We start from the raw sequence: 13,078 nt of genomic DNA on the forward strand, positions 1-13,078 counted from the left end.
AAATGGAAGTATCGGCGGCGATCGTGCGAAGTTGATGGCAGGCACGTGCAGCGCGCTATGATCGGCGCCCCCGCAGGCCTTTCGATTGCACGCCGATGAGATTCCGCCGTTGCCGGACACTGTTCGTCGAGCCGGTCGAACGCCCGGCCTTTGCATTGGCCGACCTGATGGCCGGCGGCACCGGGGTGACCTTCGAGCAGCGGCTGCAGGTGCGTACCGCCCACCTGCCTTCGGCATGCGAGATCGATGCCGACAGCTGCGCCTGGCTGTTGGCCTGCAGCGCCGAGCATTGGCAGCCGATGCCGGAGGATGCGGCCTGCCGCCGCCGCGTACTGGCGCTGCTGCAGCAGGGACTGCTGGTGAGCGACGATCCGACCCATGCCGAGGCCTGTGCGGCCGAGCAGCGCGTGCGCGACAGCCACTGGTGGCCGCTGTCGGCGCTGCACTACCAGCAATCCTGCTGGGATGGCGTGGACAGCAGCGCGGACATGCAGCGTCAGCAGCTGGTGACCGCGCGCGACCTGGTCCGCAGCTTCGGCAATCCGCCGCCGGAGGCGCCGCCACGCCAGCCCGGCGCGCTTGCGCTGCCCCGCTGCGATGATGATCCGATGCAGGAACTGCTGCAGGCGCGTGCCACCTGCCGGAACTTCGACGCGACCCGCGCGCTGCCGCTGTCGTTGCTGGCACGGCTGCTGCAGCAGGTGCTGATGGCGCAGGGACAGGTGGAAACCGATCCGGACGTGCGGTTCCTGAAGAAGAACGTGCCCTCGGCCGGCAGCCTGCATCCGCTGGAAGCCTATCTGATGGTGCGCGACGTGCAGGGCCTGGCGCCGGGGCTCTACCATTACCACGCAGTCGCGCATGAACTGGCCCCGCTGCCGGTGCAGCCCGACGATCCCGCAGGGTTCCGCCTGCGCCTGCTGGCGGGCCAGCACTGGTTCGCCGATGCCCACGTGCTGCTGGTACTGGTGTGCCGCTTCGAGCGCACCTTCTGGAAGTACCGCAACCACGCCAAGGCCTACCGTGCGGTCATGCTCGACGCCGGGCACATTTCGCAGGCGTTCTACAGCGCGGCCACCGCACAGGGCCTGGGCGCGTTCGTCACGGCGGCCATCAACGAGGCCGAGGCCGCGCGCGCGCTTGCCCTGCAGCCGATGGCGGAAGGCGCGCTGGCGGTATGCGGCTTCGGCTGGCGCGCGGCAACGATGCAGACCTCGGAGATGGACCCGGCGGGCCGTGTCTGGCCCGCCAGGATCACGCCGTAGCGTGGCTCAGGCCGCTTCGAAGTCGACCAGCACCGCGCCGTCGCCGACCTGGTCGCCGGCCTTCGCCCGGTAACCCTTCACTGTGCCGTCGGCCGGTGCCTGCAGGGTGTGCTCCATCTTCATCGCCTCGAGTACCACCAGCGGCGTGCCACGCTTGACCTGGGCACCGGCCTCGACCAGCGTGGCCACGATCCTGCCGGGCATCGGCGCCAGCAGGCTGCCTGCATCGGCCACCGCATGCTCCGACTCGCCGACCGGGTCGTGCAGGGTGAAGCGGTGCTGGCCATCGGCGCCGAACAGATACAGCTGGTCACCCTCGCGCAGCAGCTGCAGTGACCAGCGACGGCCGTCCAGCTGCACCGTCAGGTGCTGGCTGTCGAGGCGACCGAGCACCGACTGCGGGGCCGCATCATCACATTGCACACGCCAGCCATCGGCCTGTGCCCACACCTTCAGCACGTGCCGGCGCTCTCCCTGCTGCAGCGGCAGCACGCGGGGCGCGGGCGCACCCAGGCGCCAGCCATCCTGTGCGCGCCAGGGCGAATGGGGATCGCGCGGGTCGCTGCCGGCGTCGGCCGTGCTGGCAACCGCGGCGACCGCGGCCAGCTGCCACAGTGCATCGTCGCTGTCACCGACGGCACTCAGGGCGGCCTGCTCGCGTTCGATCAGTGCGGTATCCAGCCGGGCGTGCGCGAATGAATCGGTGTGGACCAGCCGGCGCAGGAAACCGGCATTGGTGGTCACGCCCACCACCTGGCAGTCAGCCAGCGCCTGGCTCATGCGCCGCAATGCGCTGTCGCGGTCCACATCCCAGACGATCAGCTTGGCGATCATCGGGTCGTAATACGGCGTGATGGCGTCGCCTTCCTCCACGCCGGTATCCACGCGCACGTTGGCCGAAGCAGCCGGCAGGCGCAGGCGGCGCAGGGTACCGGTGGACGGCAGGAAGCCGCGGTCGGCATCTTCGGCGTACAGCCGTGCTTCGATCGCGTGGCCGTGGATGGCCAGCTGGTCCTGGCGCAGCGGCAGTGGCTGGCCACAGGCCACGCGCAGCTGCCATTCCACCAGGTCGGTACCGGTGACGAACTCGGTGACCGGATGCTCGACCTGCAGGCGGGTGTTCATTTCCATGAAGTAGAAATCACCGTCCGGGCCGGCGATGAACTCCACCGTGCCCGCACCGACGTAGCCCACGGCGCGTGCAGCGTCGACCGCCGCCTGGCCCATCGCTGCGCGGCGCTCGGCACTCATGCCCGGTGCCGGGGCTTCTTCCAACACCTTCTGGTGCCGGCGTTGCACCGAGCAGTCACGCTCGAACAGGTAGACCGCATCACCGTGGCTGTCGCCGAACACCTGGATCTCGATATGGCGCGGGCGCTCGACATACTTCTCGACCAGCACGTGGTCGTTGCCGAACGCCGAGGCGGCTTCGCGCTGGCAGCTGGCCAGCGCATCGATGAAGTCCTCGCTGCGTTCGACCTTGCGCATGCCCTTGCCGCCACCGCCGGCGCTGGCCTTGATCAGCACCGGATAGCCGATCGTATCGGCCTGCGCGCGCAGGAAGTCCGGCGCCTGCTGGTCACCGTGATAACCCGGCGTCAGCGGCACGCCGGCTTTGGCCATCAAGGCCTTGGCCGCGCTCTTGTCACCCATCGCGCGGATCGCGCTGGCCGGCGGCCCGATGAAGGTGATGCCGGCGGCGGCACAGGCATCGGCGAAGTCGGCGTTCTCGGACAGGAAGCCGTATCCGGGATGGATCGCCTGCGCGCCGCTCCGGCGTGCGGCGTCGAGCAGGGCCTCGCCGCGCAGATAGCTTTCGCGTGCGGCGGCCGGCCCGATGTGGATGGCCTCGTCGGCCAGGCGCACGTGGCGGGCGTTGCGGTCCGCATCGGAATACACGGCCACGGTGGCGATGCCGAGGCGGCGGCAGGTGGCGATGACGCGGCAGGCGATTTCGCTACGGTTGGCGATCAGGACTTTGGTGAACATGGCGACAGGCTCGGTCATGGCGCGGGTTACATGCGGAACACGCCGAAGCGCGTCTGCTGCGGGGCGGCGTTGAGGCTGGCCGACAGCGCCAGGGCCAACACCCGGCGGGTATCGGCCGGATCGATCACGCCGTCGTCCCACAGGCGCGCGCTGGCGTAGTACGGGTGGCCCTGCTGCTCGAACTGCTCGCGGATCGGCGCCTTGAATGCGTCCTCTTCCGCAGCGGGCCATTGCCCGCCCTTGGCTTCGATGCCATCGCGACGTACCGTGGCCAGCACGCTGGCGGCCTGTTCGCCACCCATCACGCCGATGCGTGCGTTGGGCCACATCCACAGGAAGTTCGGCGAATAGGCGCGCCCACACATGCCGTAGTTGCCGGCGCCGAACGAGCCGCCGATCACCACGGTGAACTTGGGCACCTTCGCGCAGGCGACCGCCATCACCAGCTTGGCACCGTCCTTGGCGATACCGCCCTGTTCGTACTTGCGCCCGACCATGAAGCCGGTGATGTTCTGCAGGAACAGCAGCGGGATGCCGCGCTGGGTGCACAGCTCGATGAAGTGCGCGCCCTTCAGCGCGGACTCGGAGAACAGGATGCCGTTGTTGGCGATGATGCCGATCGGGTAGCCGTTCAGATGGGCGAAGCCGGTGACCAGGGTGGCGCCATAGCGCGGCTTGAACTCATCGAAGCGCGAGCCATCGACCAGGCGTGCGATCACCTCGCGCACGTCGTAGGGCTTGCGCGTATCGGCCGGGATCACGCCGTACAGTTCGTGCGCCGGCAGCAACGGTTCCTCCGGCGGCTGCATCGCCATCGCCGGTTCCGGCTTGCGCCAGTTCAGCTGGGCGATGATCGCGCGGACCCGTGCCAGCGCCTGCAGGTCGTTGTCGGCCATGTGGTCGGCCACGCCGGAAATGCGCGTGTGCACGTCCGCGCCGCCCAGTTCCTCGGCCGTCACCACTTCACCGGTGGCCGCCTTCACCAGCGGCGGGCCGCCGAGGAAGATGGTGCCCTGCTCGCGCACGATCACCGTTTCATCGCTCATCGCCGGCACGTAGGCCCCACCGGCGGTGCAGCTGCCCATGACGCAGGCGATCTGCGGGATGCCCTGCGCGGACAGGTTGGCCTGGTTGTAGAAGATGCGGCCGAAGTGGTCGCGATCGGGGAACACCTCGTCCTGCAGCGGCAGGAAGGCGCCACCGGAGTCGACCAGATAGATGCACGGCAGGTGGTTCTGCTCGGCGATCTCCTGTGCACGCAGGTGCTTCTTCACGGTCATCGGGTAATAGGTGCCGCCCTTGACCGTGGCATCGTTGGCCACGATCACGCACTCCACGCCGCTGACCCGGCCGATGCCGGCGACCACGCCGGCTGCCGGCACAGCGTCGTCGTACATGCCATGAGCAGCCAGCGGCGCGATTTCCAGGAAGGCACTGCCGGCATCGAGCAGGGCGTCGATGCGGTCGCGTACCAGCAGCTTTCCGCGCGCGGTGTGCTTGGCGCGTGCCGCCTCGCTGCCGCCCAGGGCAGTGCGGGCGAGGGTGGCGTGCAGATCGTCGACCACGGCCTGCATCGCCGCGCGGTTGCTTTCAAACGTGTCGCTGCCCGGTTGCAGCTGGCTGTTCAGGACGGTCATGGGGTGGCCTTACAGAGTGCGCTGGAACAATTCACGGCCGATCAGCATGCGGCGGATCTCCGACGTGCCCGCACCGATCTCGTACAGCTTGGCGTCGCGCCACAGGCGGCCGGTCGGGTACTCGTTGATGTAGCCGTTGCCACCGAGGATCTGGATCGCCTGCCCGGTCAGCCAGGTGGCCTTCTCGGCGGCGTACAGGATCGCACCGGCCGCGTCCTGGCGGGTGGTACGGCCCTGGTCGCAGGCGCGTGCCACGGCGTACACGTAGGCGCGGCAGGCGCCCAGGCCCACGTACATGTCGGCGATCTTGGCCTGGATCAGCTGGAAGCTGCCGATCGCTTCGCCGAACTGGTGGCGTTCGTGCACGTACGGCATCACCACGTCCATGGCCGCAGCCATCAGCCCCAGCGGGCCGCCGGACAGCACCACGCGCTCGTAGTCCAGGCCGGACATCAGCACGCGCACGCCACCGCCGACGCTGCCGAGCACGTTCTCTTCGGGAATCTCGCAGTCCTGGAACACCAGCTCGCAGGTCGGCGAGGAACGCATGCCCAGCTTGTCCAGCTTCTGCGCGGTGGAGAAACCCGGCATGCCCTTTTCAACCAGGAAGGCGGTGATGCCCCTGGCGCCGGCGTCCATGTCGGTTTTGGCATAGACCACCAGCACATCGGCGTCCGGGCCGTTGGTGATCCACATCTTGTTGCCGTTGAGGACATAGCGATCGCCACGCTTGTCGGCGCGCAGCTTCATCGATACCACGTCCGAACCGGCGCCGGGTTCGCTCATCGCCAGTGCGCCCACCTTGGCGCCGCTGCACAGGTCGGGCAGGAAGCGCTGCTTCTGCGCCTCGCTGCCGTTCTTGCGCAGCTGGTTCACGCACAGGTTGGAGTGCGCGCCATAGGACAGGCCGATGCCGCCGGAGGCGCGCGAGACCTCTTCCATCGCCACCACGTGGGCCAGGTAGCCCATGCCGGTACCGCCGTATTCTTCCTCGACGGTAAGGCCGAGCAGGCCCTGTTCGCCCAGTTTCGGCCACAGTGCCTGCGGGAACTGGTTGGTCGCATCGGCCTCGGCCGCCAGCGGCGCGATCTCGGCGGCGGCAAAATGGGCCACGCTCTGGCGCAGCAGGTCGATCTCTTCACCGAGATCGAAGTTCAGGGATGGCACGTGCATTACAGCGGCTCCACGGCGGCAAAGTGGGGGATGGACGCACCCAGGGCTTGCCGGCGATGGTTTCCAGGACCGCGCCGGCACGGGCGAGGCCCCAGCGTAACGGGGTTCGGGAAAGAAGTGAACACAAATTCAAAAATTGAAACCAGAATCAAAACATGGCCTACAAACGCTCTGCACTGATGGAAGAACGCCTGGCCGGGGCCCGCGAGCGGATCCTGCTGGCAACCCGTGAACGGGTCGCCACCGGCGGCTGGCGAAACGCCCCGGTGACCGCCGTGGCAACCCAGGCGGGGGTCTCCACCGGCCTGATCTACCGTCATTTCCCCTCCAAGGCCGACCTGTTCGTGGAGGTGCTCAACGCGGCGGTGGCCCATGAAGTGGCGATCATGGAACGCATCGCCAGCGGCCCGGAGGCCGCCAGCGAGCGCCTGCGGCTGGCCATCGCCGCCTTCGTGCGTCGCGCCCTGGCGGGTCCGGGGCTGGCCCACGCCTTCATCGTCGAACCGGTCGATCCGGACGTGGAAGCCGAGCGCATGCGCGGCCGCCGTGCCTTCGGTGATGTGTTCCTGCGCCTGGTGGAGGAAGGCGTGGCTGCCGGCGAACTGCCTGCGCAGGATGCGCATGTGGCGGCCGCGTGCCTGGTCGGCGCCTTCACCGAAGCGATGGTTGGCCCGACTGCGCCCAGCCGTGAAGCGCATCGCGACGAGGATGCGCTGGTCGACGCCATCTGCAGCTTCTGCCTGCGTGCCATCGGCGCACCGGTAAATCGGTAGCGCCGGCCCATGCCCGGTGGCTTGTGTTGCTGGGGTCAGATCCCTTTTGCGGCGCAAAAGGGATCTGACCCCAGCCCCCGGCATGTTGCGCCGCACCAGCATTGACGCCTGTTGTCGCGCGCAGGGCGCGTTCTATACTCGGCCCATCACGCAGTCGCTCAGCCGTGGTCCAACGACTACCAGCCAGGGGTAACGAAGAGTGCGGAATTACGATCTGGAGTTCCTGAAACGCTTCTCCATGGTGATCGCGCTGTTGATGGCCATCACTCTGGGTCTGATCTTCCTTGCCGCCTTCCTGCACACCCGGATTCCGCCCGAGGTGTCGCCCACTGCGGCCAAGCGCACCGAACAGCGCATCGCGCCGACCGGAGCGGTGTACGCCGGCAGTACCGGTGCGGCCGCGCAGGCAGCGGCCAAGGCGGCCGCGCTGGCCAAGGCCGCCTCGCAGGTGGCCTACGGCGGCACCACCGATGGCAAGGTCATCTTCGACAACCTCTGCACCGCCTGCCACACCACCGGCGTGGGCCAGGCGCCGACCCTGGACCGCGCGCACTGGGACCAGCGCATCACGCAGGGCAAGGACACGCTCTACAAGCACGCCATCGAGGGCTACACCGGCCCGGACGGCGGCATCATGCCTCCCAAGGGCGGCAACCCGGCGCTGACCGAGGAACAGATCCACGCCACCGTGGACTGGATGCTGGGCAACCTGAAGTAGGACCTTTCCGCAGCGCCGGGCCTGCCCTCGGCAGCCTCTGCTCCACCTGCGCGGGCGGCTGCCGGGCATGGGCCCGGCGCTGCGATCCCGTCGTCGACGGCCCCCGGCGCTTTGCCCAACCCGGGCCGATCGCCGGGCTGCAGTCGGGCGTTCGTATTTCGGGGTTAGTCTGTGCCCCCCTTCCGTGGAGTCGCCCGTCGATGCGCCGCCGTTCCCTTGTTCTCGCCCTGTCCCTGCTGCTGCCGGCACCTGCCTTTGCCCAGGCCCAGCCGCAGGCCATGCCGGCCCCGGCGACGTCCACCCCACGCAACTCCACCGTTGTACTGGCCACCGCGCCGGCCGACTGGCGCGCGCTGGACGGCCAGCGTGTGCGCATCGCTGCGCCGCTGACCCTGGCCGGCACCGACGCTCTGGAACGCTCCGGCCAGCTGACGGTCGCCTTCGGCGGTCGCCTGTGGCAGCCGACCGAAGTGGCCGCGCCAGGCACCGCCGGCATCGAACAGGTGATGGCTGACAACCTGCGCCGCCGCCTGGTCCTGGACGATGGCAGCGACGTGCGTGATCCGGGCAGCGTGGCCTACCTGCCGGGCAACCCGGTGCTGCGCACCGGCATGCTGCTGCGCAATGTGGAAGGCATCGTCCGCGTGGACGCGCAGGGCCGCCCGCAGCTGCAGGTGGAAGGCACGCTGAGCCTGCCCGCACTGCAGCGGCCGGCGGTGCCGGACGTGCCTGGCAGCCTGCGTATCGCGGCGTTCAACCTGGAAAACTACTTCAATGGCGACGGCCAGGGCGGCGGCTTCCCGACGCTGCGCGGTGCCCGCACGCTGGAGGAGCACAAGGCCCAGGTGGCCAAGCTGGTCGCCACCATCAATGCGCTCGATACCCACATCGCCGCCCTGATGGAGCTGGAGAACGATGGCTACGGACCGCAGTCGGCCATTGCCGAGCTGCTGGCCGCGCTCAATGACCGGCCACACGCCGGACCGGACGACGCATGGGTGGCGGTCGATCCGGGCGAAGGCCCCGGCACCAATCCCATCCGCGTCGGCATCATCTACAAGCGCGGTGCATTCAAGACATTGGGCCCGCCGTTGACCAAGCTTGACGGCCCGTTTGCCGAGCACAGCCGCGCACCGCTGGCACAGGCTTTCCAGGGCAAGGGCGCACCGTTCATGGTGGTCGCCAACCACTTCAAGTCCAAGGGGTGCCGCGACGCCAGCGGTGCCGACGCCGACCGCAACGATGGCCAGGGCTGCTGGAATGCGACGCGCGTCGAATCGGCCCGCCAGCTCAACCAATGGGTGCAGGCCGAAGCCGCGCGCCTGAAGGTGAAGGATGTGGTGATGCTGGGCGATTTCAACGCCTATGCGATGGAGGATCCGATCCGCACGCTGCACACGCTGGGCTGGCAGGACGCCTTCAAGGTGGCCAAGGTCGAACATCCCTACAGCTACGTCTACAACGGCTACAGCGGCCGCCTCGACCACGCCCTGCTGAGTCCGTCCATGGCCCGCCGCCTGGCGGGCGCCGCCGAATGGCACAGCAATGCCGACGAGCAGGACGCCAGCGGCTACCAGGGGCGCAATGTGCCCGGCCCATGGCGCAGCTCCGACCACGACCCGCTGCTGCTGGGCTTCGACAAGTAATGCCCAACGCCGGGGTCGGATCCCATTCCAACGGAATGGGCTCTGACCCCGATGCATCGCCGGGCCATGAACGCGTGGGCCGCACGTGGGGTCAGAGCCCATTCCGTTGGAATGGGATCCGACCCCCGGGCCGTACTCACCCCCAGGCGATCAATCCGATCGCCAGCACTGCCAGCGCCAGGCCGGCCCGGTTCCACTTCGTGGTCGGTTCGCCAAAGGCAAACACGCCCACCAGCGCGCCCAGTACCACCACGCCGATGTTCATGCCGGCGAACACCGTGGCCGGGCTGTCCGGCATCGCCTGGTGCGCGTGCACATAGAACAGGATGTTGCCGCCGTTGAGCAGGCCCAGCAGCGCACCCGCGCCGAGGTTGTGCCAGGCCAGCCGGCTGCGACCGCTGAAGTGCCGCCACAGCTGCAATGCCAGCATCAGTACGAAGGCCACGCTGAAGCTGGCCAGCACCGCCGCCATCGACGGCGTGCCGGACAGCGCCACCTGCTTGAGCAGCACGTCCACCACCGCGAAGCCGCCCCACACGCCCAGCAGCCAGCCCCAGCCACCCGGCGAGGACGCCACCGCCGGGCCGCGCGGACGCAGGCTGATGGCCACCATCGCCAGCAGGCCCAGGCCGAGCCCGGCCAGCTTCCACGGCGTGGCGGTCTGGCCGAAGAACAGGAACGCCGCCGCCAGTGACAGCAGCAGCGACAGCCGCTGCGCCACGTCGCTGCGGACGATGCCGGCCACCGCCACCGCGCGGCCCAGCACCAGGAAGATCGAGGGCAGCACCACCGCCAGCGCCAGCAACGACGGCCACGGGGCATGCGGCGCGCGCAGCGCATCCAGCGGCGGCTGCAGCACCACGGCGGTCAGGGTCGCAGCCACCAGATAGTTCCAGGTGACCATCTGCGCAACATCCAGTTGGCGGCGTCCGGCCACCTTCAACAACACCGAAACCAGCACGCTGCAGATCACGGCCAAAGACAGGTAGAGCATGGGGCGGGCACAGGGCAGGGGCGGGGGACGGTATCATGGTGCCATGCACAAGCCTTCGTTCCCCGTCGCCCCTGGCGAAACCGCCTGCCTCGAACTGGACGGCCCGGCCGGCCCGCTGGAAGTGGTCGTCGACCTGCCCAAGGCCGATGTGCCGGTGCAGCCGATCGTGGCCATCGTCTGCCATCCGCTGTCCACCGAGGGCGGCACCCTGCACAACAAGGTGGTCACCATGACCGCCAGCACCCTGCGCGAGCTGGGCATCGCCACGGTGCGCTTCAACTTCCGCAGCGTCGGTGGTTCGGCGGGCACCTTCGATGGCGGCGTGGGCGAGCAGGATGACCTGAAGACCGTGACCGCCTGGGTGCGCAGCCAGCGCCCCGACGACCGCCTGTGGCTGGCCGGCTTCAGCTTTGGTGCGTTCGTTTCGCTGAAGGCGGCCGCCACGCTGCAGCCGGAGGCGCTGATCTCGATCGCGCCGCCGGCCGGCCGCTGGGATTTCGACGGCGTGCAGCCACCGGCCCGCTGGCTGGTGATCCAGGGCGAGCAGGACGAGATCGTCGACCCGCAGGCGGTCTATCAGTGGCTGGACGCGCTGCAGGCTCCGCATGAGCTGGTGCGGATGCCCGACACCAGCCACTTCTTCCATCGCAAGCTGATCGACCTGCGCGGTGCGTTGACCCACGGCGTCAAGCACTGGCTGGGCGCAGCGGCATGAGTGCAGTCGAGTTGACCCCGTCGCAGCGGTATGCGGCCGGGGTTGCCCGGGGTGACTGGCAGGACGACCCCGCCCAGCACGCGGCGCTGGCCGAGCTGGACCGCATCCACGTGGGCCTGCTGGACAACGCCGACGACGGCTGGCTGGACCGGTTGTCCTCGTTCTGGAAGAAGCCCGAGCCGGTCAAGGGGCTGTATTTCTGGGGGGGTGTCGGCCGCGGCAAGACCTTCCTGGTGGATCTGTTCTACGACGGGCTGCCAATCAAGCAGAAGTACCGCACCCACTTCCATCGTTTCATGCGCAGCGTCCACGAGCGCCTGCGCGAGCACCAGGGCCAGAGCGACCCGTTGGCGAAGATCGCCCAGGAATGGCGCAGCAACCTGCGCGTGCTGGTGCTGGACGAATTCTTCGTCACCGACATCGGCGACGCCATGCTGCTGGCGCGCCTGCTCGAACGCCTGTTCGCCGAGGGCGTGACCCTGGTCACCACCTCCAATACGGCGGTGGAGAACCTGTATCTCAATGGCCTGCAGCGCGAGAGCTTCCTGCCCGCCATCAGCCTGCTGCAGCGCTTCTGCGTCGAGCTGTACGCCGAAGGCACGGAGGATTACCGGATGCGCGCGCTGACCCGCTCGCCGGTGTACCGCGCGCCGCTGGCCGCCGACAGCGACGACTGGCTCGCCACGCGCTGGAACGAACTGAGTGGTGGTCAGCCCGCCAAGGCCGGCAACATCGAGATCGAAGGCCGCAAGATTCCGGTCCGCGGCCGGGGCAAGAGCATCGCCTGGTTCGACTTCGCCGCCCTGTGCGAAGGCCCGCGCGGCCCATCGGACTACATCGAGATCGCGCACGAGTTCAATACGGTGCTGCTGGGCGGCATTCCCGCCTTCGATCGCCTGAACGAGGACGCTGCGCGCCGCTTCGTCAACCTGATCGACGAACTGTACGACCGCCACGTCAACCTGGTCTGCACCGCCAGCACCTCGCCGGTCGAGCTGTACACCGGCCAGCGCCTGCAGGGCGCGTTCGAGCGCACCGCCTCGCGCCTGATCGAGATGCAGAGCGCTGAATACCTGGGTACCCCGCACCGGGCGTGAGGGCCCGGGAGCTGCACGATCTGCCGGAAGGGCAGCCGCGCGCAGGCGCTGCAGCGGCAGCTCGACGTTACCGGCTGGGCGCCAGTGCGTTGCCCTGCGGCCGCTCCTCCGGCCCGGTCGACACCTGCAGGCCGTTGTCGCTGCGCTCCAGCAGCCGCAGCGGCTGGCCCTGGTAACGCACTTCCAGCGCATCGTGGGTATCGGCCAGCGCACGCACCAGCGGGCACAACGCCATGGCGCTGGCCTCCACACGCTGGGCACCGGCTTCCAGGCGCCGGTCCAGCTCGGCATCCAGGCGCTCGGCACGTTCCTCCATGGCGTCGCTGCGGCCGGTGAAGACCTGCCAGAGCACGCTGCGGGCGATCGAGCCGGACAGCGTCTCGGCCATGTCCTGCACCTTCGCCTCGAATCCGGGGCCAAAGGTCGCCTGTTCCCAGTAGCCCTTTCCGAGCGTCCCCTCGATCCAGTCATCCGCCTGCCGCCGCAGGCGCCTGACCTTGCGGCTGTTGGCGGTGCCGGTCAGGCTCTCGTAGACGCCATCGAGCGCGTCGAAGCTCAGCTGGCTGACATCGCGCGCCAATGCCGTGGCGGCGGGCATCAACCGGCGCGCGCCGGCCTCCAGCTGGCGCAGGCGGGCGGCATCGGCGTCGCTGACCGGCACGATCGTGTCATCCAGGCTCAGCACACCATCGTGGAACACCACCTCGTGCGGCGCCTGTGGGCCGTGTCGCAGCCAGATGCCGCCGCTGTCCACCAGCACGTCATAGTCCGTGCGGATGCCACACTGGTCCGCGTGCAGCTTCGGCGCGTCGGCCGCCTGCGCCGGCATGATGCACAGCGCCGACAGCACTGCCAGGGCAGGCAGTCGCAGGTCCATTGGACATTCCTTTTCCAGTCGCCAGAGCCCAGCGTCCGCCTCTCCGGCCTGTCCGTCATCGGCCGGAAGTCACGCCGTCCACCGGCTGCCCACCTTCTATCCACAGGGTTGTCCCTTGGTCATTCCGTTACTGTCATGTGAAGCTGTCATTGTTCTGTTTCCGCACTCCGTTGTACTGCCGGAATGACGCGTTC

Annotated in this window: 11 protein-coding genes; 6 read left to right on the forward strand and 5 right to left on the reverse strand. The window is 68.7% G+C overall.

What is annotated here, in order from left to right:
* Positions 1-95 precede the first annotated feature (95 nt).
* A complete protein-coding gene (locus tag ACZLIF_RS01230; RefSeq protein ID WP_128988827.1) occupies positions 96-1,265 on the forward strand; it encodes a putative peptide maturation dehydrogenase in 1,170 nt (389 codons plus the stop codon).
* A 6-nt stretch (positions 1,266-1,271) separates the two neighbouring features.
* Here the strand turns inward: ACZLIF_RS01230 and ACZLIF_RS01235 are convergent, their stop codons facing one another.
* Genes ACZLIF_RS01235 through ACZLIF_RS01245 form a run of 3 tightly spaced genes read right to left on the reverse strand, consistent with a single transcriptional unit; the run spans position 1,272 to position 6,064 of the window.
* Positions 1,272-3,254 (reverse strand): acetyl-CoA carboxylase biotin carboxylase subunit, encoded by a 1,983-nt coding sequence (locus ACZLIF_RS01235; RefSeq protein WP_128988825.1) that lies wholly within the window; start codon positions 3,252-3,254, stop codon positions 1,272-1,274.
* Between the two features lie 26 nt (positions 3,255-3,280).
* Complete coding sequence (locus tag ACZLIF_RS01240) at positions 3,281-4,891, reverse strand: carboxyl transferase domain-containing protein (protein WP_065174183.1); 1,611 nt, start codon at positions 4,889-4,891, stop codon at positions 3,281-3,283.
* A gap of 9 nt (positions 4,892-4,900) precedes the next feature.
* Positions 4,901-6,064, reverse strand: a complete 1,164-nt coding sequence (locus tag ACZLIF_RS01245) for an isovaleryl-CoA dehydrogenase (protein ID WP_053518598.1) — start codon at positions 6,062-6,064, stop codon at positions 4,901-4,903.
* 155 nt (positions 6,065-6,219) lie between these two features.
* Between ACZLIF_RS01245 and ACZLIF_RS01250 the strand changes: the two genes are divergently transcribed.
* From ACZLIF_RS01250 to ACZLIF_RS01260, 3 genes are all read left to right on the forward strand, one after another.
* Positions 6,220-6,837 (forward strand): TetR/AcrR family transcriptional regulator, encoded by a 618-nt coding sequence (locus ACZLIF_RS01250; RefSeq protein WP_053518597.1) that lies wholly within the window; start codon positions 6,220-6,222, stop codon positions 6,835-6,837.
* A 199-nt stretch (positions 6,838-7,036) separates the two neighbouring features.
* Positions 7,037-7,555, forward strand: a complete 519-nt coding sequence (locus tag ACZLIF_RS01255; RefSeq protein WP_053518595.1) for a c-type cytochrome — start codon at positions 7,037-7,039, stop codon at positions 7,553-7,555.
* A 200-nt stretch (positions 7,556-7,755) separates the two neighbouring features.
* Positions 7,756-9,201, forward strand: a complete 1,446-nt coding sequence (locus ACZLIF_RS01260) for an ExeM/NucH family extracellular endonuclease (protein ID WP_111186531.1) — start codon at positions 7,756-7,758, stop codon at positions 9,199-9,201.
* A 136-nt stretch (positions 9,202-9,337) separates the two neighbouring features.
* On the opposite strand, the gene ACZLIF_RS01265 is transcribed toward ACZLIF_RS01260, so the two are convergent.
* The gene (locus ACZLIF_RS01265) at positions 9,338-10,195 is read right to left on the reverse strand and encodes an EamA family transporter (RefSeq protein ID WP_053518593.1); all 858 of its coding nucleotides are present in this window, start codon (positions 10,193-10,195) and stop codon (positions 9,338-9,340) included.
* A 43-nt stretch (positions 10,196-10,238) separates the two neighbouring features.
* Here ACZLIF_RS01265 and ACZLIF_RS01270 point away from each other — a divergent pair, with 43 nt between their 5' ends.
* On the forward strand, positions 10,239-10,910 hold the full coding sequence (locus ACZLIF_RS01270) for an alpha/beta hydrolase (protein ID WP_111186532.1): 672 nt from the start codon (positions 10,239-10,241) through the stop codon (positions 10,908-10,910).
* Positions 10,907-12,007 (forward strand): cell division protein ZapE, encoded by a 1,101-nt coding sequence (zapE, locus tag ACZLIF_RS01275; protein ID WP_053518589.1) that lies wholly within the window; start codon positions 10,907-10,909, stop codon positions 12,005-12,007. Before ACZLIF_RS01270 ends, zapE begins: the two co-directional genes overlap by 4 nt.
* Positions 12,008-12,074: 67 nt before the next feature.
* On the opposite strand, the gene ACZLIF_RS01280 is transcribed toward zapE, so the two are convergent.
* The gene (locus ACZLIF_RS01280; protein WP_053518587.1) at positions 12,075-12,884 is read right to left on the reverse strand and encodes a DUF2884 family protein; all 810 of its coding nucleotides are present in this window, start codon (positions 12,882-12,884) and stop codon (positions 12,075-12,077) included.
* Between the last annotated feature and the right edge of the window lie 194 nt (positions 12,885-13,078).

Source organism: Stenotrophomonas sp. 2201_Sma, from assembly GCF_056486685.1.